The organism is Streptomyces griseobrunneus (genome assembly GCF_046713465.1).
Lineage (GTDB): Bacteria > Actinomycetota > Actinomycetes > Streptomycetales > Streptomycetaceae > Streptomyces > Streptomyces microflavus.
In genome coordinates this window covers 2,766,540-2,788,747 of sequence record NZ_CP177080.1, presented here as the reverse complement: position 1 = coordinate 2,788,747, position 22,208 = coordinate 2,766,540, and the positions used below count along the sequence as shown (strand labels likewise).

General features: G+C 70.8%; 22 protein-coding genes. 17 read left to right on the top strand and 5 right to left on the bottom strand.

The window, feature by feature from the left end; all coding sequences use genetic code 11:
• Positions 1–18 precede the first annotated feature (18 nt).
• The 9 genes from ACK8N7_RS12210 to ACK8N7_RS12170 all read left to right on the top strand — a co-directional run bounded on the left by ACK8N7_RS12210 (position 19) and on the right by ACK8N7_RS12170 (position 8,080).
• Positions 19–1,356, top strand: coding sequence for a TadA family conjugal transfer-associated ATPase (locus ACK8N7_RS12210; protein ID WP_031123245.1), 1,338 nt, complete (start codon positions 19–21; stop codon positions 1,354–1,356).
• Positions 1,357–1,366: 10 nt separating this feature from the next.
• Complete coding sequence (locus tag ACK8N7_RS12205; protein WP_032757697.1) at positions 1,367–2,311, top strand: type II secretion system F family protein; 945 nt, start codon at positions 1,367–1,369, stop codon at positions 2,309–2,311.
• 23 nt (positions 2,312–2,334) lie between these two features.
• Entirely contained in the window at positions 2,335–3,222 is an 888-nt protein-coding gene (locus tag ACK8N7_RS12200; RefSeq protein ID WP_015611023.1) for a DUF5936 domain-containing protein, read from the top strand.
• A gap of 119 nt (positions 3,223–3,341) precedes the next feature.
• A complete protein-coding gene (locus ACK8N7_RS12195) occupies positions 3,342–4,820 on the top strand; it encodes a sensor histidine kinase (protein ID WP_403209215.1) in 1,479 nt (492 codons plus the stop codon).
• Positions 4,821–4,856: 36 nt separating this feature from the next.
• Positions 4,857–5,735 carry a response regulator gene (locus tag ACK8N7_RS12190; RefSeq protein ID WP_500442241.1) on the top strand — a complete coding sequence of 293 codons (879 nt, stop codon included), beginning with the start codon at positions 4,857–4,859 and terminating at the stop codon, positions 5,733–5,735.
• A 207-nt stretch (positions 5,736–5,942) separates the two neighbouring features.
• Positions 5,943–6,173 carry a hypothetical protein gene (locus tag ACK8N7_RS12185; protein ID WP_015611026.1) on the top strand — a complete coding sequence of 77 codons (231 nt, stop codon included), beginning with the start codon at positions 5,943–5,945 and terminating at the stop codon, positions 6,171–6,173.
• Positions 6,170–6,778, top strand: coding sequence for a pilus assembly protein TadG-related protein (locus ACK8N7_RS12180; protein WP_500442240.1), 609 nt, complete (start codon positions 6,170–6,172; stop codon positions 6,776–6,778). The genes ACK8N7_RS12185 and ACK8N7_RS12180 overlap by 4 nt, the downstream gene beginning before the upstream one ends.
• A gap of 34 nt (positions 6,779–6,812) precedes the next feature.
• Positions 6,813–7,424 (top strand): hypothetical protein, encoded by a 612-nt coding sequence (locus ACK8N7_RS12175; protein WP_500442238.1) that lies wholly within the window; start codon positions 6,813–6,815, stop codon positions 7,422–7,424.
• 8 nt (positions 7,425–7,432) lie between these two features.
• Positions 7,433–8,080, top strand: coding sequence for an OmpA family protein (locus tag ACK8N7_RS12170; protein ID WP_403209223.1), 648 nt, complete (start codon positions 7,433–7,435; stop codon positions 8,078–8,080).
• Positions 8,081–8,240: 160 nt separating this feature from the next.
• Here ACK8N7_RS12170 and ACK8N7_RS12165 read toward each other — a convergent pair whose 3' ends face one another.
• Together ACK8N7_RS12165 and ACK8N7_RS12160 are read right to left on the bottom strand one after the other, a co-directional pair.
• Positions 8,241–8,840, bottom strand: coding sequence for a hypothetical protein (locus ACK8N7_RS12165; protein WP_500445730.1), 600 nt, complete (start codon positions 8,838–8,840; stop codon positions 8,241–8,243).
• A gap of 109 nt (positions 8,841–8,949) precedes the next feature.
• Positions 8,950–10,848 (bottom strand): hypothetical protein, encoded by a 1,899-nt coding sequence (locus ACK8N7_RS12160; protein ID WP_500442236.1) that lies wholly within the window; start codon positions 10,846–10,848, stop codon positions 8,950–8,952.
• A gap of 430 nt (positions 10,849–11,278) precedes the next feature.
• On the opposite strand from ACK8N7_RS12160, the gene ACK8N7_RS12155 reads away from it, so the two are divergent.
• The 3 genes from ACK8N7_RS12155 to ACK8N7_RS12145 all read left to right on the top strand — a co-directional run bounded on the left by ACK8N7_RS12155 (position 11,279) and on the right by ACK8N7_RS12145 (position 13,760).
• Positions 11,279–11,872: a hypothetical protein gene (locus ACK8N7_RS12155; RefSeq protein ID WP_403209227.1), complete on the top strand. Its 594-nt coding sequence runs from the start codon at positions 11,279–11,281 to the stop codon at positions 11,870–11,872.
• A gap of 162 nt (positions 11,873–12,034) precedes the next feature.
• Positions 12,035–12,451, top strand: a complete 417-nt coding sequence (locus tag ACK8N7_RS12150; protein WP_403209229.1) for a hypothetical protein — start codon at positions 12,035–12,037, stop codon at positions 12,449–12,451.
• Positions 12,452–12,560: 109 nt separating this feature from the next.
• Positions 12,561–13,760, top strand: a complete 1,200-nt coding sequence (locus ACK8N7_RS12145) for a putative hexosyltransferase (protein WP_500442234.1) — start codon at positions 12,561–12,563, stop codon at positions 13,758–13,760.
• Here the strand turns inward: ACK8N7_RS12145 and ACK8N7_RS12140 are convergent.
• On the bottom strand, positions 13,757–14,155 hold the full coding sequence (locus ACK8N7_RS12140; RefSeq protein ID WP_403209233.1) for a DUF192 domain-containing protein: 399 nt from the start codon (positions 14,153–14,155) through the stop codon (positions 13,757–13,759). The two genes, ACK8N7_RS12145 and ACK8N7_RS12140, sit on opposite strands and share 4 nt — an antisense overlap.
• A 104-nt stretch (positions 14,156–14,259) precedes the next feature.
• Here ACK8N7_RS12140 and ACK8N7_RS12135 point away from each other — a divergent pair, with 104 nt between their 5' ends.
• From ACK8N7_RS12135 to ACK8N7_RS12125, 3 genes are all read left to right on the top strand, one after another.
• The gene (locus ACK8N7_RS12135) at positions 14,260–15,042 is read left to right on the top strand and encodes a prepilin peptidase (RefSeq protein ID WP_403209235.1); all 783 of its coding nucleotides are present in this window, start codon (positions 14,260–14,262) and stop codon (positions 15,040–15,042) included.
• Positions 15,043–15,125: 83 nt separating this feature from the next.
• Positions 15,126–15,962, top strand: a complete 837-nt coding sequence (locus tag ACK8N7_RS12130) for a class I SAM-dependent methyltransferase (RefSeq protein ID WP_500442232.1) — start codon at positions 15,126–15,128, stop codon at positions 15,960–15,962.
• A 127-nt stretch (positions 15,963–16,089) separates the two neighbouring features.
• Positions 16,090–16,533, top strand: coding sequence for a hypothetical protein (locus ACK8N7_RS12125; protein WP_403209239.1), 444 nt, complete (start codon positions 16,090–16,092; stop codon positions 16,531–16,533).
• Positions 16,534–16,629: 96 nt separating this feature from the next.
• On the opposite strand, the gene ACK8N7_RS12120 is transcribed toward ACK8N7_RS12125, so the two are convergent.
• Positions 16,630–17,796: a winged helix DNA-binding domain-containing protein gene (locus tag ACK8N7_RS12120; protein ID WP_500442231.1), complete on the bottom strand. Its 1,167-nt coding sequence runs from the start codon at positions 17,794–17,796 to the stop codon at positions 16,630–16,632.
• 387 nt (positions 17,797–18,183) lie between these two features.
• Positions 18,184–19,233 (bottom strand): L-glyceraldehyde 3-phosphate reductase, encoded by a 1,050-nt coding sequence (gene mgrA, locus ACK8N7_RS12115; RefSeq protein WP_356176679.1) that lies wholly within the window; start codon positions 19,231–19,233, stop codon positions 18,184–18,186.
• A gap of 218 nt (positions 19,234–19,451) precedes the next feature.
• Here mgrA and ACK8N7_RS12110 point away from each other — a divergent pair, with 218 nt between their 5' ends.
• Complete coding sequence (locus tag ACK8N7_RS12110) at positions 19,452–20,213, top strand: isoprenyl transferase (RefSeq protein WP_403210056.1); 762 nt, start codon at positions 19,452–19,454, stop codon at positions 20,211–20,213.
• A 362-nt stretch (positions 20,214–20,575) separates the two neighbouring features.
• Positions 20,576–21,898, top strand: coding sequence for an RNA 5'-3' helicase PhoH2 (phoH2, locus tag ACK8N7_RS12105; protein WP_403209245.1), 1,323 nt, complete (start codon positions 20,576–20,578; stop codon positions 21,896–21,898).
• Positions 21,899–22,208 lie beyond the last annotated feature (310 nt).

Here is a 22,208-nt window from a genome sequence, read left to right as displayed (position 1 = left end):
CCGAGGAGAGTTACGCAGATGAGCCTGCGGGCACGCATGACCGCCCCGGACGAACACGGCGGCGCACGGGAGGACAGCCACATGGTGGCCACCTACCGGGCCAAACTGCTGGAGGAGATCGACCTCGCGGAGATGTCCTCGCTGGCCGCCGCCGACCGGCGGGCCCGCCTGGAACGCGTACTCGGCCACATCATCAGCCGTGAGGGCCCGGTCCTCTCCACCGTGGAGCGCTCGCAGCTGATCCGGCGGGTCGTGGACGAGGCGCTCGGCCTCGGCATCCTGGAACCGCTCCTGGAGGACGCGTCGATCACCGAGATCATGGTGAACGGCCCGGACCAGATCTTCGTCGAGCGCAGCGGCAAGGTGGAGCAACTGCCCCTGCGCTTCGGCTCCCACGAGCAGCTGATGCAGACCATCGAACGCATCGTGTCGACCGTCAACCGCCGTGTGGACGAGTCGAATCCGATGGTCGACGCACGCCTGCCCAGCGGTGAACGTGTCAACGTGATCATCCCGCCGCTGTCGCTGACCGGCGCCACCCTCACCATCCGCCGCTTCCCGCGCTCCTTCACCCTTCAGGAGATGATCGGCTTCGGCTCGCTGGACGAGCAGATGCTGATCCTGCTGGCCGGTCTCGTCCAGGCAAAGCTCAACATCATCGTCTCGGGCGCCACCGGCACCGGAAAGACGACGCTCCTCAACGCGCTCTCCGGCCTCATCCCGAACACCGAGCGGATCGTCACCATCGAGGACTCCGCCGAACTCCAGCTCCAGCAGAGCCATGTGATCCGGCTGGAGTCCCGCCCGGCCAACGTCGAGGGCAAGGGCCAGATCACCATCCGCGACCTGGTCCGCAACTCGCTGCGTATGCGCCCCGACCGCATCGTGGTCGGTGAGGTCCGAGGCGGCGAGTCGCTCGACATGCTCCAGGCGATGTCCACCGGTCACGACGGATCGCTCGCCACCGTCCACGCCAACAACGCCGAGGACGCGCTGATGCGTCTGCAGACCCTGGCCTCGATGTCCGAGGTGGAGATCCCCTTCGAGGCGCTGCACGACCAGATCAACAGCGCCGTCGACGTGATCGTCCAGCTCACCCGGCACGCCGACGGCACCAGGAAGATCACCGAGATCGCGGTCCTCGACTCGCACGGCCGCGACCCGTACCGGATCGTCACGGTGGCCCGGTTCAACGGGCAGCCGATGGCGTCCGACGGCCGGATCTACGGCCACTTCCAGTACCTGCCGCTGCCCCGCAAGATCGCCGACCGCCTCTACATGGCGAGCCAGCCCATCCCGCAGGCGTTCGGTATCGCCGAGAGCGCCGAACATCTCGCCATCCGAGAGGCCAACTAGGTACCGAGCCATGGACAACGTCAACCTCCCCCTGGTCACCGTCGGCGTCACGCTGGTCGCCTGCGTGCTCGGCGTGATGGGCCTGTACGCCTACTCCGGCGGCAAGGCCGACCGCGACGCCCTCGTCGAACGGCTCTCCCACGTCGGGCAGGTCCCCGAGACGGGCCGGCACCGCCGGTTCAAGGGCCTGGACCGCCGGCTGCGGGCCACCGCGCTCGGCCGGAAGCTGGAGCTGAAGCTCGCGGCCACCGGCATGGAGCTCACCCCCGGCGAGTTCTTCGTCTACGCCCTGGTCGCGATGGCCGGGCTGTGGATGATCGCCTCCTCCATGCTCGCCGCCTTCTTCGGCCCGGTCGCCGCGCTGATCGGCCTCTGGGGTACCAACGCCTTCCTCAACTGGCAGCGGACCAAACGCACCGAGCGCTTCATCAACCAGCTCCCCGAGCTCTCCCGCATCCTGGCCAACGCCACCCAGGCGGGCCTGGCCCTGCGCACCGCGCTCTCCATGGCCGCCGAGGAACTGGAGGACCCGGCGGGCGAGGAGCTGGCAAGGGTGGCGAGGCGGCTGGCGGTCGGCGAACCCCTGGACGAAGCGCTGAGCGAACTGACCGACCGGCTGCCCTCACGCGAACTCGTCGTCCTCGTCACGACGCTGGTCCTCTCCAACCGGGCGGGCGGCACGGTCGTCAGCTCGCTGCGCAACCTCACCGAGACGCTGGAGGAGCGCAAGGAGACCCGCCGCGAGGTCAAGACCCAGCTCTCCCAGGTCACCGTCACCGCCTACGCCGTCCCGGCCTTCGGCGTCGGCGCGATGCTCCTGATGAACGCGGTCATGCCCGGCGCCCTCGACCGCATGACGGGCGCCTTCATCGGCCAGGCCGCGGTGGTCGTGGCCATCGCCCTGTACGCGATCGGGTTCGTGGTCATCCGCCGCCTGTCCCGTATCGACGTCTGACACCAGGAAGAAGGGGGACGGACATGGATCTGCTGCTTGCCCTGGTCGTCGGACTCGCCGTCTACGGGGCCATCCACGGCATCCGGATGTACCGGGCCGACGCCGAACTGCCCGTGGACCTCGCCATCGCGCTCGAATCCGGCTCCTCGCGCACCAGCGCGGTGGGCTCCGGCATCGACCGGCTCGGCATCCGCTGGGCCCCGATGGTGCTGCGGATGATGGGCCCCAAGGCGGTCAACAAGAAGCGCCGCCAGATCGACCTGGCCGGAAACCCGGGCGGCCTCACCATCGACCGCTACGCCGCCCGCCGTGCGGTCTACGGCGCGCTCGGCCTCCTGGGCGCCTTCTCGATGCTCCTCCGGGGCCAGCTCTTCCTGGCTCTCCTGATGGTCGCGTTCGGCCTGTTCTGGGTGGAGGCGGGGATCTGGTCCGCGATCCGGGTCCGCCGCGAGCACATCGAACGCACCCTGCCGGACTTCCTCGACGTCCTGGCCGTCGTCGTCTCCGCCGGACTCGGCTTCCGGCAGGCGCTGGACCGGGTGGCGGAGAAGTACGAGGGCCCCTGGTCCGACGAACTGCGCATCACGCTGCGCCAGATGGACATGGGCGTCAGCCGCCGCCAGGCCTTCGAGGAGCTGCGCAGACGCAACGACTCGGAGCAGGTCGCGATGTTCGTCACCACGCTCCAGCAGGGCGAGGAGCTGGGCGCGCCGATCGTCGAGACGCTCATCCAGATCGCCAACGACATGCGCCGCACCGACGCCCAGAACGCCCGCCGCAAGGCCGCCAAGGCGGTCCCCAAGGCGACGTTCGCGGTGACGTCGTTCCTCCTGCCCGGCACGCTCGTTCTCCTCACGGTCGGTTTCGTGTACGGGGCCGATGTCGACTTCTCGTTTCTCACGGGCGGCTGACATGAACGGCGGGAGGGATGGGGACGACAGGAACGGCGGGCACGGCGGACACGGCAGGCACAGCGGGAACGGCGGAGGCCGCGGGGCCTTACAGGGAACGAGCCGGAGGTGACAGGAACATGGCATACCAACTGAGCGGCGCCCAGCCCGGCCTGGCCGCGGACCTGACCCGGGCCCACACCGGCACCCCGGCCCGCCCGGCCTTCGCCATCCAGGTCAACGCCCTCCAGGCCATGTGCCGCCAGGTGTTCGGCTTCCGCCTGGCGATGATCGCGATAGCGACCCCGTACGCCATCGGCCACACCGCCCCCGGCCTGCCCACCTGGTTCATCGGCTCGGCGGTCCTGGCCACCTTCATGGGCTCGTACGTCCTGTTCCGCGACTGGGAGCGCTTCGGCCCGGTCCTCCTGCGCCACCCCTGGCTGCTCGCCGTCGACGCGCTCTTCGGCTCACTGCTGCTGATCACGGCGACCCCCGAGTCGACCCTCGCGTACGTCACGGTCTGCACCCCGCTGCTGGCGGGCCTGGTCCAGGGCTGGCGCGGGGCGGCGGTCTTCGCGGCGCTCCAGGTGGTGATCGTCTTCGGCGTGTACGCGAGTGTCCCGAAGCTGGAGGCGGGCGGGGCGACGGGACTGCTCCTCCCCGGCTTCTGCGTGATCGCCGGGGCGGTGGGGGTCACCCTGCGCAACCTGCTCCTGCGGTTCGGGACGGCCACCCAGGCGCTCACCGAGACCCGGGCGCGGCTGGCGGTGAACGAGGCGGTGGAGGGCGAACGCACGCGCCTGGCGAGGGAGATGCACGACTCGGTCGCCAAGACCCTGCACGGCCTGGCCCTGGCGGCCGACGGCCTGGCCTGCTCGGCCGACCGCATGGACCCGCCGACGGTGCGGCACCAGGCGGGCCTGGTGGCCCGGGCCGCGCGCCGGGCGGCCGCCGAGTCCAGGGAGCTGCTCACGGACCTGCGGAGGGAACAGGGCCTGGAGGGCGGCGTGGACGTCATCACCGAACTGGCCGCCCAGGCGGCGGACTTCACCGCCCGCCACCCGGTGACGGCCACGTTCCGCAGGCTCGGAGAGGAGACCCCGGTCCCCCCCATCCCCCAGGCGGTGGCCCGCCAGCTCCTCACGGTCGCCTCGGAGGCCCTGGAGAACGCGAACCGCCACGCGGGCCCCACGTACCTGGTGGTCCTGGCCGGGGTGAAGGGCGATGTGCTGCGCGTGAGCGTGTACGACGACGGCCGCGGCCTCCCCGCCGGAACCACCTTGGAGGGCCTGCGCCGGGCGGGCCACTTCGGCCTGGTCGGCATGGTGGAACGCGCGGCGTCGATCGGGGCCCGGATCCGGATCGGCAGGGGCAAGGCGGAGAGGGGGACGGAGGTACGGGTGGAACTCCCGTTGGCGGCGCTGGCGGGAGGGGAGGGGCGGGAGGACCAGGTGGCCGCCCCCGGGCAGCAGCAGGCTGCAACACAGCGCACCCCATGGCCCACCCCCAAGACAGACCCACCCCCACCACCGCAATCCCCGTTCAAGCCCCCCTCCACGACCACGACCACTACCACCCCGGCCCCGCCTCCATCCCTCCCCACCCCCCACCGCTGACCCCCCTGATCCCCGACCCAGAGAGGAGGTCGCGGCATGCCGGACGACGCCTTCCGACCAGGCCCCCCGCACCCCGCGATCGGTCCCCCCGCCCTGCCCTCCGCCCCCACCCCCGCCAGGCTCCGGGTGGTGGTGGCCGACGACAACCCGGTGGTGCGGGCGGGCCTGGGTGTCCTGCTCTCGGGCCGGGCCGACATCCAGGTCGTCGCGGAGGCGGCGGACGGCCGGGAGGCGTACGAGAAGACGCTCCACCACCGCCCGGACGTGGTCCTGCTGGACGTCCGCATGCCCGGCGTGGACGGCATCTCGGCGCTGCCGCACCTGGTGGGCATCGCCCCCGTACTCATGCTGACGTACAGCCGTGAGAGCGAGATCGTCCACGAGGCCCTGCGCCTGGGCGCCGGCGGCTACCTGGTGCACGGCGAGTTCACGGCGGACCAGCTGGTGCAGGCGGTACGGGACACGAGGAACGGCCGGGCCAACTTCACCGCCACGGCCGCCGACGCCCTGCTGGCGCACATGCGCCACGGCACGGCCCCGAACCCGTCCCCCCTGCCCGACGGCCTGGGCGCGGCGCTCACGTCGACGCCCGTCCACGCGCCTCCACGACAGCGCGAACATTCCGAAAGCCTTTCGCAACTGCAACCTCTTGTGGGACAGTCTTTGGTAACCGGGGGGTCGGTCCCTTCCCCCAACAGGCAGCAGTACGGGCTGAGTTCGAGGGAGGTGGAGGTCATGGAGCTGATTGCGTCCGGAATGAGCAACCAGCAGATCGCCGCCACCTGCTTCATCAGCGAGAAGACCGTCAAGAACCACATCAACCGCATCTTCACCAAGCTCCACAGCGCCAGCCGCAGCGAGGCGATAGCCCGCTGGCTCGGCACGGCCCCCCGGGACCCAGGACGGCACCCATGACCGCCCGGAAGCCGAACGAGGGGGCCCAGGAAACCTTTTGGGCCCGGGAATGGGCCCACGGACCCTCTCAACGTGCGACGGTTCCCTCCTATGTTTCTCACGTCGCCGCCGACGGCACCGGCCAGGAGGAAGCCGGTACCGGAGACGGCACCGCAGAAACGCCCGAGTCGGCCGGCAACCGGTCGGCCGAACCAGGAGGGGACCACCATGTCGGACATCACCCTGAAGACCGCCGTCCGCGTCAACGGCTGGGCCAACACCGCCGTCAGCACCATCCAGAAGCGCTACGCGGCGAAGGACCGGGGGCAGACGGCGTTCGAGTACCTGGGCATCATTCTGGTGGTCGTGGCGATCATCGGTGCGATCGTGGCGACGGGCATCGGCGGAGCGATCTCGGCGCGCATCAGCGGGCTGGTGAACTCGATCACGGCGAAGTGATTCATTTCCTGCGCAAGGACCGAGGGCAGGCTTTCCCCATCTACGTGATGATGGTGGCGGGCCTGCTCTTCCTTGCGTTGGCCTTCTTCGCTGTCGGCAAAGCCTCCGCTTTGCGCAACGGGTCCCAAGGCGCGGCCGACGCCGCCGCGCTGGCCGCCGCTCAGCAGGCACGTGATGACTTCGGGACCGGATTCCTCGCCTCGCTTCCCGGCAACATGCTGGACGCCTTCCTCGGCACGCCTTTCGCCGCACCCTGCTACGAGGCGCAACGACTGGCCGACGCCAACGACGCCGACGAGAAGCTCTGCTACTCGACCCCCGGATACCTGCGCGACCGGATCACGGTCGAGGTCCAGGGCCGTAAGACGGTGGACTCGTCGGTCCTCCCGGGCTCGGACAACAGGAAGGCCGAGGCCAGGGCCACCGCACTCATCGAGTTCCGCTGCCCCAATCCGAAGGCAGTGGACGCCAACAGTGACGGAGTCCAGGACCTTTTCATCTTCACGTGCCGGAACGGCGAGATTCTCGAGATCGTGCCGGCCAGCCCTCCACCGTGGGAGAGCGTGAGCAGGACTCTCTTTGATGTGCGGTTGGTCGACCAGTGACAGTGAAGCGAACGACGAGTAGAGGAATCTGACCATGAGCATGCGGCGGACCACGACAGCCAGAAGGGCGACGGTGGCGGCGGCGATGGCCGCGGCCTTCGCCCTTGCCCTCGCCGGCTGCGGTGATGACGGCGGTGACGCGCCGGGCACAGGTTCTGCGAATACGTCCGCTCCGGCAAGCCCGTCCCCCGAGGACAAGGGTGAGCAGCAGAACGACACTGCCGCCGGCGACGACGTCGACCCGGATGCCAAGCTCGCGGAGGCTCGCGGTCAGAACGGTCTGACGCTGGTCGTCAACCAGGTCAAGCGCGATTCCGGTGGGTTCGTAACCGTGCAGGGTGTGATCAAGAACGGCGGTTCCAGCACCCAGAACACGTCCAACTGGGTCGGGCAGGAGTCCGCGCTGGTGGCGAAGAACCCCAACTCGGTCGCCGGGGCGACGCTGGTGGACAAGGCAGGCAAGAAGAACTACTACGTGCTGCGGGACACCGACGGCAGATGCCTGTGCACGACCGCCATCGTTCCGCTGTCGCCCGGTGATTCCGCGTCGGTCTTCATGCAGTTCCCGGCGCCTCCCCAGGAGACGACGGAAGTCGACTTCACCCTGCCGACGTTCGCCACCACCTCACTCAAGATCTCCGGGTGACTACGGACATGAAAACCACCCGACGTGTCAGGCCCACGCGCAGTGCCGGCCGTGCGATGGCCGTTGCCGTACTCGTGGTGAGCGGCGCGGTCCTGGGCACCACGGTCTCCTACGCCGACGACGGACCCAGCGTTCCACCGGGTACGGAGGCGACGTCCGAGGCGCCTGTTCCCATCGACGCGAACGATCCCGATCTGAAGATGCCCGAGGGCGGGACACTCGCACCTGGCAAGGTCCTCGACATCGTCCAGGTCGTCGAGGACCAGGGCGGTGAGGAGCGCCGCGAGGACAGCAACGCCGACATCAAGTTCGCGCTCCAGGCGGAAGTCCTCTTCGGCAAGGACAGCGCGAAGCTGAGCTCGGCGGCCAACGCCCGTATCGCCGCAATCGCCGACGAGATCAAGAAGCAGAACGCCACCAAGGTCCGCGTCTTCGGTTTCACCGACGACCTCGGCTCCTCCGCCCACGGCGACGTGCTCTCCAAGCAGCGCGCCGACGCCGTCCACGGGATCCTCTCGAAGGAGCTCGGCCCCACGATCACGTACGAGATCCGGGGCTACGGCGAGCAGTACCCGATCGCCAGCAACAGCAACGAAGAGGGCCGGAAGAAGAACCGCCGCGTGGAGGTCTCCTTCCCGCGCGGAGAGGGTTCCTGACTCCTTCCGCTCCACGTACGGCCGGGTCCGGCACCGCGATCACACTGCGGTGCCGGACCCTCGTTGTCACAGCCGACGGGTCCACTTTGCCTGCCTCGGCGCAGGGCGGCACCGACGTGCCGGCGCTCCCAACAGGGCGTGAACGGCCTCCACCCGTCCCCTACTTCACCGTGATCGACCCCACGAACGCATCCAGCTCCTCCCCGCTCACCGCGCCCTTCACCGCGTTCAGGCGGACCACGAACGGCACACCCCCCGAGTCCACCCCCGCCACCAGGACCCCCGTCATCGGGGTGCCCGTGTTCGGGGTGTCCTCCTTGCCGTCGGCTGTGAAGTCGTAGTCGATGCGGCGGGCTTCGCGGGACTTCTCCGGGCCCGCCAGGCGTACGTCCTCCGTTGCCCTGCGCGTGGAGCCCAGGCCGATTCCGGCGCCCGCCGCGGCCGCCGCCTCGCCCGCGTCGCTCACGCCCGTGGCGAAGTTCAGCTGGACGGAGACCATGCCCGTGCGGATGCCGTTCTCCACCTTCAGCGCCACCGCCGCGTTACTCCTGCTCCGCTCGGCCGCCGGCTGCTCCGCGTACCCCTTGGCCTTCGGGTAGCCGACGCTCAGGCTGTCGGTGTCCAGCGTGGACCAGCCCTCGGGCACCGAGGCCTTGCCCTCGGTGTCGCTGCCGCAGCCGGCCAGTGACAGGAGGAGGGAGAGCCCCAGGGCGGCCGCCGCGGCCGTCCTGCGCACCTGCGGGGTATTCGTCATCGTCATCGCCTCTCGTCGTGCCATGCCGGCCAGGTCCGTCGTGCGAGCGGCGGGCAGCGTCAGTTCGCGCAGCAGCTGCACGGAGGATCAGTTCGCGCAGTAGCTGTAGGGAAGGTCAGTTCGCGCAGTAGCTGTACGGAAGATACGTGCGGCCGTCACCCCGTGGCGCCCCCAGGAACCTGGCGTCCGTCAGTGTCTCCTTCTTCTGCTCGTCCGAGATCGAGAACCCGAGGCTCATCCCGAGCGAGACCTCGAAGCCGAACTCCTGCGCGTCCGTCTCCCCGTGGTAGCGCATCGTGCTGGACAGCCCGTCCTCGAACATGAGCTGTTCGAAAGGGTCGTTGCCCGTGGGGCGCGTCTCCATGCCGCGGTCGCCGAAGAGGTACTCGAAGGGGGCCGTGTTGTTGCCGGAGCCGTCCAGCCACTGCTCGGCGACGGCCCGCTCGGCCTCGGTGCCCGCGTCGGTCTCCTTGCCGAAGACGACCGAGTTCGTCACCACCTCGATGCCGGTCTCGCCCGACGAGTCCGACGCGCTGCCCTTGCCGCCGCGCTTGTCCGCGCCCGACTCGCCGTTGTCGCCGCCCACTTCGACCTTGCCGGACGTCGAGCCGCTCTCCACCGTCTGTGTCATGTCGATGCGGACGATCTTCCCGGTCTTCTGGTCGCGGGTGACGGTGATGGCGCCGGTGCGGTCCTGCTTGCCGCTCAGCGTGCCCTTGAGCGGGCCCGTGTTCCCGCTGAGCTTGCCCTCCAGTTCCAGCTTGGCGGTGTACGTGTACGACTCGTTGCCGTTCACGTCGTCCTTGGTGATCGTCACCTCGGGCGTGAACTTGGCCTTGCCGCCCAGCTTGGCGCCGAGTTCGTCCTCGTCGCCGCCCTTGATGGACAGACCACCGTCGGCATAGGCGTTGAGGCCGACCGTCGAGTACGAGATCTTCTTGTCGCCGATCTTCCGCTCGATGTCCTCCTTCTTCTCCGCCCACTTCATGCCGGAGTACCAGTTGCCGCCGTACCCGCCGCCGTGCTTGGTGGCGGTCTCCCACATCTTCATTTCCTCGATATCGTCCCGCATCTTCTGCGCCTCTTCCTCGCTCGCGAAGATCCAGGTGTCACCGTTCGTGATCTTGATGCCGCCGCCGATGTCGATGTCCGCCTTGCCGAGTTTCCCGAGCTTCACGCCCGGCGTACTGGCGGTGACGCCGGCCGATGCCGCGTCGGTGAACGTCATGGAGACGACCTTGTCGTTCCCGTCGACCTTTCCGTCCCCGTTGATGTCGGTGTTGGCCTGGGAGACCTTCTGCTGGAAGCCGTACTCCTCGCCCCACTCGAACCAGCCGATCTTGACCTTGCCGCCCGCCGTGTCGGAGACGGACGAGACCTGGCACATCTTCGGCTCGTAGTCGGCGTCCGTCTTCGGCTGCGCCTCGGGGTCCCCGCCGCCCGTGGCGCACGACCCACCGACACCGGCCAGCGCGCTGACCGCGCAGCGGATGCGCTCCCCGATCTGCCCGCCGACCCCCGCCATCGCCATCGCGCCGATCAGGGTCACCACGAGGACCACGACACCGAGGTACTCCGTCGCGGTGACGCCGCTGTCACGCCAGTTGTACGAGTAAGTCGGCGGCGGGGGCCGGGTGGCGCGCTCCTCCAGGAGCCGGTCCACCGCCATCCCCGACGCGGCGCCCGCCGCCAGCGCCACCACCGGCATCAGAACGCCCTCGATCCCCACCGCCTCCCACGACACCGCGAAGCCGTACGCCATACCGGCCAGCGGCACGGTCAGCGCGGCGAGCAGGTAGAGGGCGCGGGAGGTGCGGTACTCGTCGGGGAGCATGCGGGTGGCGGCCAGGACGGTGAGCAGGGTGACGGCGAGCGCGGGTATGTGCAGCAAGCACAGCCGCCAGCCGAACGATTCCAACCGGGCCGCGTTGCCCAGCAGTTCGAGGAGCACCCGGCTCGCCAGGAACCCGGCGGCGATGTAGACCAGTGCACCCGTCGCCCAACTGCGGGTCAACGCGAAGAATCGGCCGCCCGGTTCGCTGCCTGCCAGGGCGCCGGAGCCCCCTGCACCCCGGCGTCCTGGCGGTATGTGGCCCGCCCCTCCGTCTCCCCAGCCCCCGCCCCCACCGCTCACGGTTCACCCTTTCTCCGAACCCGTAACCCGGCACCCGGCACCCGAACTGCGCGCGTGCCGCCTGTCGGCCGTGAGCGTACGGCCGGAATACGTCCCCGGCGCGGGCCCCCGGCCCCAAAGCCGGGCCCAAGTCCGTTCACGGGAAGCCCGGTGGCTCCGCTCCCTCCGCCCTGTGGGCCGCTCGTGGGTCCCTGGGCCCACGCCACGTCTCCTGCCGCTCGGTACGCTCGGACGTACCGGTGTCCACCTGCTCTTGTGTTTGCGCACGCGAATTATTAGGATCATGCCGTGATGGGGGGGTGGGGTGTCGATGAGTGCCGGGTTCTTCTACTCGTACCACCTGGGCTGGACCCGGCTGGATGCCGCGACGCTACTGGGTGACCTGGAAGCAGAAGGTCTTCGCCCGGGACATCCCCTGACCGGCCGTACCGTGCTCGTCAGCCTGGACCTCCCCTCGTCCGGGGCCCGTTCACCCGTGACGCGGGAGCAGCTTCTCTCCCTTTCCGGTCTGCGAAGACTCCAGGAAGTCGGCTTCCGGCTGTGGGTGGACGAGGGGCCCGATCTCCTGGTGCGCATACGGCGTGCGCGCAGCGGTGTCGTCGCCGTCGAGTTCTCCGTGGGGGAGCTGCCGCCGGTCGTGCGGGAGCGGGCGGTGAGTGCCATCCGGCGGACCGTCGGCCGGGCGTCCGTGCTCTGCATCGGCTTCGTCCTCGACCGGGACGGCGCGACGGCCGGTACCGACTGGGACGGCGTCGTCATCGATGGCTCCGCACAGCTCGACGCCTGGCCGGACGCGGTCGCCGTACGGGAGGAAATCGCTTCCAGCCACCCGCAGTTGACGGCCACGGACTCCGTCACGATCTCGCCGTGGAAGGTGTTCGGGAGCGCCGTGCCGAGCCTGTGAGGCGGCGGGAGCGGAGGTGCGTCCGCATGTGCCGGAGGCATGGGTCCTCGGGCCCAAGACGCCTGCCGGGTAAGGGAGTTAGCGTCCTTCCTCGTAACCGATCAAGGTTCGCCCCGGTGTCCTCCCCACGGCCCCCGTGGGCGGGCGGACGACCAGAGGGTGATGACGGACGTGCAGACCGCGGAGCAGCTGACACTGACCGACGAGGAGTCCCGGCTCCTGCAGCTGGGACTGATCGAGTGGTGCGGCCCGGCCCGCTCCACGGAGGAGTTCGCCGTGGCCATGGGCTTCGACGGTACGGAGGATCTCCACTACCGCTCGCTGCGGATCCGCGCCGCCCTGATCGCCCACGAGGCGCTGGAGCCGATGGACTGGGCACGGGCCCTCCTCGCCACCGAGCTTGCCTTCGCGAGCGACGTGGTCGGTTCCGGCTACGAGTGGTCCACCACGACCGGCTGGTCCGACGAGACGACCGTGCGCGTCTTACGTTCCGCCCAGCTGAAGCTGATCCGCACGGTGGCCCCTCTCGTCGGCCGCGGCCTCGGCACCCGCCCGCCCCTCCGGCCGGCGATCGGCTGACGAGGGCGGGACGACCGCCGGGCCGCGACGGCGCCGAGGCCGGGCCACTGCCCAGGCCGGGGCGGCACCGAGGGCGGGGCGCCACCCGCCGGAGGACATAATCGGCAATATGTCCGACCACCAGCTCCGTACCCGGACGCCCGGCCCCCCGGCCCGGCACCCCCGTGCCCCCGGCCCCCGGGCGGCCGCCGCTCTCCGGGCCGCCGCGCCCGCGCTCGCGGTCTACGCCGCCGTCCGGGCCCTGGGGCTCCTGGTCTTCTGGGTGGCCGCCCGGAGCTCCGGCAAGGACCCCCTGGCGCGGCTCAGCGGGCGCTGGGACTCCGTCTGGTACCAGCGCATCGCCGAGGACGGGTACGGCTACACCGCCACCCTCCCCGACGGCGCCCTCCACTCCGACCTGGCCTTCTTCCCGCTCCTCCCCGCCCTGGAGCGCGGGATCTCCGAGGTGACCCCGCTCACCCTCGGCGGCGCCGGGCTCCTGGTCGCCTGGCCGGCCGGGCTGCTGGCCGCCTGGGGGATCTTCGCCGTCGGGGCAGAGCTGCACGGGCGGCGTACGGGGGTGGTGCTGGCCGCACTGTGGGGCGTGTACCCGACGGCGTTCGTCCAGTCGATGGCGTACACGGAGACGCTCTTCACCGCACTGGCCGCCTGGGCGCTGTACGCCGTCCTCAAGGGCCGCTGGCTCGTGGCGGGTGCCCTCTGCGTACTGGCGGGGCTCACCCGGCCCTCGGCCGCCGCCCTCATCGCGGCCCTGGCGATCGCCGCCGCCGTCACGCTCGTACGGGAGGTCCGCGCCGGACAGCGGACCGGTCCGGTGCTCCGCCGCAACGCCCGGATGATCGCCGGGGTGGCGCTCGCACCGCTGGGCTGGCTGGCGTACGTGGTCTTCGTCGGCGTGCGCGAAGGCAGCCCGTTCGCGTACTTCGAGGTCCAGGCGCAGTGGGGCAACAGCATCGACGGCGGACGCGCGCTCGCCGCCTTCATCGCCGGGCTCCCGCTGCCCGCCGCCCTCGGGCTCTGCGCGGCGCTCGGGCTGCTCGGTTGGCTCGTGTTGCTCTGCGTGCGGCAGCGCCAGCCGCTGCCCGTCCTCGTCTACGGCATCGCGATCGTCGTGATCTCGCTGATCGGCGCCGGATACTTCGGTTCGCGGCCGCGTCTGATGATGCCCGCCTTCCCGCTGCTCCTCCCGCCCGCCGTTGCTCTGGTACGGCTGCGGAGCGGGGCGCGCACCGCTGCCGTACTCGCCGTACTCGCCTGCGCGTCAGCGGCCTTCGGGGCCTGGACCCTGCTCGGCGCGGGCCCGCCCTAGGAGGTGCCGGGCGTGGGCCTTCCCCAGGACGTGCCCGCCGCCCGCAACTCCACCCGTACGCCCGGCCGCACCCCCCACCGCTCCATCGCCCCCGCCTCCGCCTCCACCACATGGCGGGACCGCAGCCGGGGCAGGCCGAGCCGGCCGGGCTTCATCGTGCGGACCGCCAGCACGGTGAACTTCCGGTCCAGGTACGCCACATCGATGGCGAACCGCATCCGGAAGGTGTGCACGCTCCCGGCCGGCGTGAGCATCAGCGCCCCGTCGATCCCGTCCCGCCCGAGCAGCCCCCGGGTGCGGGCCCGGTACGAGGCCGCTATCCGCAGCGGCACCCCCCGGGCCCCCGCGTCCCCGCCGACCGTCAGCGTCCCCTCGCCATCACGCCAAGTCCTCATGGGCACCGACCGTAGCCCCCGGCGCCGCCGCCTGGGTCCCGAACGGCCGGGAGTGGGCCCCAGGGCCCAAGCCCCCTGTTCGCGCGGCCGATTAGGGTCGTGGTGTGGACCTCGTGCTGCTCGCCGTCGCCGCTGTCTGGGGTGGAGTGACCGGACTGCTGATCCCGCGCGCCGCGTACCGGTTCGCCGTCGAACCCGAGGAACCCTGGCGCACCGAGTGCCCGGCCGGGCACGCGTTCACCGGTCCGCTCGGCGGCTGGTTCGGCCCGGCCCGCTGCCCCGCCTGCGGGTCGCGCGCGCAGACCCCCGTGCCGCCGTACGGAGACGAGGCCGAGGCCCCCGTCCCGTACGCCCCCGGGGCCCTCGCGCCCCTGGTCACCGTCCTCGCCTGTACCGGGCTCGCCGCCGCCACGGGGGCCCGGCCCGAGCTCGTCGGCTGGCTGCTGCTGACGCCCGTCGCCGTGCTCCTCGCCACCGTCGACCGCCGCGTCCACCGGCTGCCCGATCCGCTCACCCTGCCCCTGGCCGCCGCGGCCGTCCTGCTGCTGGGAGGGGCCGCCCTGCTCCCGGGCCACGCCGGATCCTGGACTTCCGCGCTGCTCGGCGGCCCGGCGCTCGGCGGTTTCTACTTCCTGCTCTTCCTCATCAACCCCGACGGCATGGGCTTCGGCGATGTGAAGCTCGCCCTCGCCCTGGGCGTCGCCCTCGGCTGGTACGGCTGGGAGCTGCTGTTCCTGGGCGGGTTCGCCGGGTTCCTGTTCGGCGCGGCGTACGGACTCGGGCTCGTCCTCCTGCGCCGGGCGGGGCGCAGGACGGGCATCCCGTTCGGCCCGTTCATGATCGCGGGGGCGCTGACCGGGATCCTGCTGGGAGCCCTGGCGGCCTGAGCCCAGGGCCCGGCCCGCAAGCCGCCCGCGTACGCCCCGGAATCCATTCGCGCCACCCACCCCCGGCCTGACACGATTCCCGTATGTCCGAACAGTCCCCTCCGCCTTCTCATCCGTCTCCGCCTTCTCAGCTTCTGCCGCCTTTCGCTTCCCCTGCCTCCCGCGACCGGTTCGAGGCCCTCGTCGCCGAGGCCGACGCCGTCTCCGTGGACGGCTGGGACTTCTCCTGGCTGGAGGGGAGGGCCACCGAGCAGCGCCCCTCCTGGGGGTACGCCCGGGCCATGGCCGACCGGCTCGGGGAGGCCCGCGCCGCGCTCGACATCCAGACCGGCGGCGGCGAGGTGCTGGCCGCCGCGCCCAAGCTCCCGCCGGTCACCGTGGCCACCGAGTCCTGGCCGCCGAACATCGCCCGCGCCACCGCGCTCCTGCACCCCCTCGGTGCCGTCGTCGTCGCGGACGCGGACGAGCCGCCGCTGCCCTTCGGCGACGGGGCCTTCGACCTGGTGGTCAGCCGGCATCCGGTGACCACCTGGTGGGAGGAGATCGCCCGGGTGCTCGCCCCCGGCGGCACGTACTTCTCGCAGCAGGTCGGACCGGCCAGCGTCTTCGAACTCGTCGAGTACTTCCTCGGCCCGCAGCCGCCCGAGGTGCGCCGCGGCCGCGACCCGGAGGACGCGCGCGCCGCCGCCGAGGCGGCCGGGCTGGACGTCGTCGCCCTGCGGCCCGAGCGGCTGCGCACCGAGTTCTCCGACATCGGCGCGGTGGTCTACTTCCTCCGCAAGGTGATCTGGATGGTGCCCGGATTCACCGTCGAGCGGTACCGGCCCCAACTGGCCGCACTGCACCGGCAGATCGAGGAGGAGGGCCCGTTCCTCGCCCACACCACGCGCTTCCTGATTGAGGCCCGCAAGCCCCTGTGACGTATCGAGAGGTGTCAACCTGCTTACACCGGACGCCAGTTCAGCTTTGCCCCACAGGCAACGCGATCGTGCGAGCCGCCGTCCTACTCAGTGGGAGCAGGCACAGCGAGGGAGACGGGGAGCGGCCATGACGGTGGAGAGGGAAGAGTGCGGCGGCCCGGCCGGACGCGCTCGGAGCGGCAACTCCGACTGGCTCACGGGCTCCCGGATCACCGCTGTGCACGGGGTCTTCTACCGGCCCGAGGGGCGCGCGGGTGAGCCGGAGGCCGTGGAGTTCGTGATCGACCGGGGCCAGTCCGTCCTGCTCACCTGCACCTCCGACTGGACGCTGCGCATCACCCCGGGCACCTGGCCGCTGCTGCCCGACTGGTGCGTACCGGCGAACCAGTGGCAGCACGCTCCACTCACCCAGCTGCCGCCGGTGCCGTACGAGGGTGCCTGGACGGTCGTCGGCACGCTGGAGCGCAGGGACGGCAACGGCGAGGTCCACGAGGCGGTCATCCGGTGCGAGGAAGGGGACTTCGTGGTCGCGGCGGGGGACACGCTGGCGGTCCGCTTCCACCGCCACTGAGCCCCTACGCGGGGGCCCCACCGCCACTGAGCCCCCCGCGTACGGTCCCACCGCCACTGGTCCACGTACGCATGCGGCGCCCACCGCCACCGAGCCCTAAGCGTGCGGCCCCACCGTCACCGTCCCCACCGTCAGTTCCGCCCGCCCCTCCATGATCGCCCCCACCCGCTCCACCTCGTCCTCCAGCGCCCGCAGCCGCGGCGCGGCAAGAGGCTCCAGCGGCTCCACCGTCACCGCGATCCGCTTCCCCGAGCGGCGCTGGTGCCAGACTCCCGCGACCGTGCCGTCCACCAGCAGCACCGGGTAGTTCCCCGCCTGCCCGCCCGCGAGCGCCCGCTCGAAGGCCCGGCCGGGGAAGAGCCGCTCGCGGGGCTGCGAGGCGATCGTGAACGCGTCGAAGTAGGGGAGCAGGCGCACTCCCCGTACCGGACCGGCCGGGAAGTCCGTGTCGCCCGCCACCACCCAGGAGGGCCCGGCGTCCTCGAACACCACCTCCTCGATCGCCCCCGACGCGGCCAGCGAGGCGAACAGCCCGTCCGCCCACCGCTTCGGCGCGGCGAGCCACCGGGCGAAGTGGGCCGGGGTGGCCGGACCGTACGCGTACAGGTACCGCTCCACCAGAGCCGCCTGCGCCTGGGGGCCGGGCAGCGGGGTGTACCCGGGGTTGGTGTACGTCGCCCGGCGGCCCCGGTTCGGGGCGTAGGCCAGTGCGCCCCGGTGGCCCGCCAGGTGCAGGACCTGCCGCCAGCGCGGCCACATCTGCTGGAACCCGGGCATCACCAGGTCCCCGGCCCACGGCCCGGTCCGGTCGACGACCTCATCGGAGAGCTCGTCGACCGTGAGCTCCGCCCCGGTCAGGGCCTCCCCGATCGCCGCCACGACCTCCTCCACCTGCTCGGGGGTCATCCGGGTGTCCCCGGGGAACGGATTCGGGCCCGTCGGTACGGCGGAGAGCGCGCCGGTCCACATCGGCAGGTCCGCCGCGGGCAGGAGGTGGACCGTGCCGCGCGGGCCGAACGTCTTGACCAGGGTCCGGTCGGTCCACAGAGCCGTACGCACGTCCGTGCGTGTCAGACCCTCGCCGCGCAGCCCCACCGAGAGCTCGGCCGCCGACAGCACCTGGGCGTGCGCGCCGAGCATCGCGCCGGCCGCCTCGGCGGGGGAGACTCCGGGCACCGGACCGCACAGGTGCTGGCGGGCCGACCTCCGGGCGTTCGCCTCGGGCCAGGTCACGGTCACGGTCGCACGGGCTCGGGTCGTCATGGACCGAACCTAAGACCTCTTCAGGTCAGAACCTGTCCGCAACCGCAAGGCGTGGCGTCAAGGCCGCGCCCTGGGGCACCCCCTCGATACCGGGGGCGAATCCGGGCCCGTGAGCGCGGGCCGGAGGGTGCCGTGGCTGCCCGCAGCGGAGTCCGGTGAATCCGGAGAGTAGTTGGGGAGTGGCGTGGCACCCAGCAGGACTTATGAAGGGTTATGGTGGAAACCCCCCCTCGGGCCGGTCCGTATCCCCCCACGGACCGGCCCGTTTTTTCTGGGCGGAGCCGGCCCCGCCGTCCCGAAGCTCTCCTGACCGGGCGTCAGTGACCGGGGGTGACTGACCAGGTGTCATTGGCGGGGCATGAGAGCCCCGGCATGAGTGCCCCGGTTTCAGCCCCGTCCGGCCCAGATGTTGGTGCCCTCGGTGTCCACGGCGAAGGTGTCGATCTCCTTCAGCTCCGCCGCCGTCAGGGCCGGTCCCGACAGCGCGGCCACGTTCTCCTCCAGCTGCTTCACGCTCGACGCGCCGATCAGGGCCGACGTCATACGGCTGTCGCGCAGTACCCACGCGATGGCCAGCTGGGCGAGCGACTGGCCGCGGCCCTGCGCGATGTCGTTCAGGCCGCGCAGCCGGCGCAGCACCTCCTCCGAGAGCAGCCCCGGGTCCAGCGACTTGCCCTGGGTGGCGCGCGAGCCCTCCGGGATGCCCGCCAGGTACTTGTTCGTGAGCAGGCCCTGGGCGAGCGGCACGAAGGAGATGCAGCCCATTCCGGCCGTCTCCAGGGTGTCGAGCAGGCCGTCGTCCTCGATCCAGCGGTTGATCATTGAGTAGGACGGCTGGTGGATCAGGGCCGGGACGCCCATCTCCCGGAGCAGCCGGGCCGCCTCGGCGGTCTGCTCCGCGTTGTACGAGGAGACGCCCGCGTACAGCGCCTTGCCCTGCCGCACGGCGGACGCCAGGGCGCCCATCGTCTCCTCCAGTGGGGTGTGCGGGTCGAAGCGGTGGGAGTAGAAGATGTCGACGTACTCCAGGCCCATCCGCTTCAGCGAGGCGTCGAGCGAGGACAGCAGGTACTTGCGGGAGCCCCACTCGCCGTACGGGCCGGGGTGCATCAGATAGCCGGCCTTGGTGGAAATGACCAGCTCGTCCCGGTACGGGGCGAAATCCTGGGCGAACAGCTTGCCGAAGTTCAGCTCGGCCGAGCCGGGCGGCGGCCCGTAGTTGTTGGCCAGGTCGAAGTGGGTGACCCCGAGATCGAAGGCACGGCGCAGGATCGCCCGCTGGGAATCGAGCGTCCGGTCGTCGCCGAAGTTGTGCCACAGGCCCAGGGAGAGGGCGGGCAGCTTGAGGCCGCTGCGTCCGGTGCGGCGGTATTCCATGGAGTCGTAGCGCGTGTCGGCAGCGCGGTAGTAGAGGTCGGGGGAGAGGTAATCAGTCACTTTCCCTCCTTATCACGGAGTTGTGACAGACCGGGTTGGGCCCCCGTGACCCGATCGCAGTAATGTGGCGGCTTCGGGGAATGCCGATGTGCGGCGCGGCTCATGCCCGCGCGGGTCCGTGCGGACCGCGCAGCGCTCCCCTGCGGGGGTGGACCCCGGACCCCCGGCGACGGGGAGGGCGGGCCACGGGCCCGTACGGAACCGAGAGGGTGAACTCAGTGAACTTCCGCGACCTGGTGTACAGGCTCTACGCGCGCCGGGTGGAAGGCCGCCTGGACCACGACCAGGTGCCGAAGCACATCGGGGTCATCCTCGACGGCAACCGGCGGTGGGCGAAGGCGTCCGGCGGATCGGCCGTGCAGGGCCACCAGGCGGGCGCGGACAAGATCTCCGAGCTGCTCGGCTGGTGCAGCGAGACCGATGTAGAGGTCGTCACCCTCTGGATGCTGTCCACGGACAACTTCGACCGGCCCGTGCACGAGCTGAAGCCGCTTCTGGGCATCATCGAGAACACCGTGCGCAATCTCGCCGCCGACGGCCGCTGGCGTGTCCACCACGTCGGCACGCTCGACCTGCTGCCCGCCGAGACGCAGCTGGTGCTCAAGGAGGCCGAGCAGTCCACGTCCCAGGTCGACGGGATAATCGTGAACGTCGCCGTCGGCTACGGCGGCCGCCAGGAGATCGCGGACGCGGTGCGCTCGCTGCTCCTGGAGCACTCGGAGCGGGGCACGACCTTCGAGGAGCTGGCGGAGGTGGTCTCCACCGACCTGATCTCAGAGCACCTCTACACCCGGGGCCAGCCCGACCCCGACCTGGTGATCCGGACGAGCGGCGAGCAGCGCCTGTCGGGGTTCATGCTCTGGCAGAGCGCCCATTCGGAGTACTACTTCTGCGAGGTGTTCTGGCCGGCCTTCCGCAAGGTCGACTTCCTGCGGGCGCTGCGCGACTACGCCGCCCGCCACCGGCGCTACGGGGCTTGAACGGCCCCCCTCACCCGTACCGCCGATGACTCCTCTATATAGGGGAGTCATCGCGCGTCCACCGGGACTTCTCCGCACCGTGTCATATGCAGCGGCATGGCTTCGGGCCGAACAGGGAATACCCCTGACAGGTCGACATCCGGTCACCAACCAGGCGGATGTCGCATCCAAGTGAGCGGCACCCAGTCCGCTCGCCCGGGAGGCCCTTTGCACACGAAGGACCGTAGACAGCCTGCGGCCGACGCGGAGGCCGTGGTCCGGCCCGCGCACAGGGGCCCGATCCCGGTCCGTCCTCTCCCTTCGGGAAGCTCCGCGACCGTTCGTCGCACTCCCCGACCTCGTCCGAGGGGGTACGTCCTTCCGTGGTGACCAGTACTAAGCGCCGCATGCCCGACAGGCGCACATACGTTCTCGACACCAGCGTCCTGCTGGCCGACCCCGGTGCCATGGCCCGCTTCGACGAGCACGAAGTCGTGCTGCCGATCGTGGTGGTCACGGAGCTGGAGGCCAAACGGCACCATCCGGAGCTCGGATACTTCGCCCGGCAGGCCCTGCGCCTGCTGGACGACTTCCGGATCCGGTACGGCCGGCTGGACGCCCCGATCCCGCTCGGGGATCTGGGCGGGACGCTCCGTGTCGAACTCAACCACTCCGACCCCGGCGTCCTGCCCGCCGGCTACCGGCTGGGGGACAACGACTCACGGATTCTCGCGGTTGCCCGCAACCTCCAGGCGGAGGGGTACGACGTCACGGTCGTCTCCAAGGACCTGCCCCTGCGGATCAAGGCCTCCTCGGTCGGCCTCCTCGCCGAGGAGTACCGCGCCGAACTCGCCATCACCGACTCCGGCTGGACCGGAATGACCGAGCTGTCCCTTTCGGGGGAGCAGGTCGACCTGCTCTTCACCGAGGAGACGCTGTACGTCCCCGAGGCCGCCGAGCTGCCCGTCCACACCGGGCTGGTCCTCCAGTCCGAGCGCGGCAAGGCGCTCGGCCGGGTGACGGCCGAGGGCAATGTGCGGCTCGTGCGGGGCGACCGGGAGGCCTTCGGCATCCACGGCCGCAGCGCCGAGCAGCGGATCGCCCTCGACCTGCTGCTCGACGAGGACGTCGGCATCGTCTCGCTGGGCGGCCGGGCCGGCACCGGCAAGTCGGCCCTCGCCCTCTGCGCCGGCCTGGAGGCGGTGCTGGAGCGCCAGCAGCACAAGAAGGTGATGGTCTTCCGCCCGCTGTACGCGGTGGGCGGCCAGGAGCTCGGCTATCTCCCCGGCAGCGAGGCCGAGAAGATGAGCCCCTGGGCGCAGGCGGTCTTCGACACCCTGTCGGCGGTCGCCGGGCGCGAGGTCATCGAGGAGGTGCTGGGGCGCGGGATGCTGGAGGTCCTGCCGCTCACCCACATCCGCGGCCGCTCGCTCCACGACGCGTTCGTGATCGTCGACGAGGCGCAGTCGCTGGAACGGAACGTCCTGCTGACCGTGTTGTCGCGGATCGGGGCGAATTCACGTGTGGTGCTCACCCATGACGTGGCCCAGCGGGACAACCTCCGGGTCGGCCGGTACGACGGAGTGGTCGCCGTGGTCGAGAAGCTGAAGGGTCATCCGCTCTTCGCCCATGTGACGCTCACACGTTCGGAGCGTTCCCGGATCGCCGCACTGGTGACCGAAATGCTGGAGGAAGGCCACATCTGACCTGCATGTCCTGTTGATGCCGCCCGGCGAGCCAAGGAGCTTAGCCGGGCGGCATCGTGTTGCGCCGTCATTTCCGTAAAACCGATGGCCCAAACGGGGTGTGACCTTTCCCACGCAACACAGAATTGCCCTGTGGCGTCCCTGTCCGGCAGAGTCTTGCTTCCGTCAGGCCCCGCATACGGCACTTGGGCACCTCCAGAGGTGCCACGCACCACACAACTCAACATGAGACGCCCGTATGCCGCCCGCGAGTACCACGTGGCAACCCTCTCAACGGGGTTGCCCAACGGGCCCGTGCCTCCCGTGACCC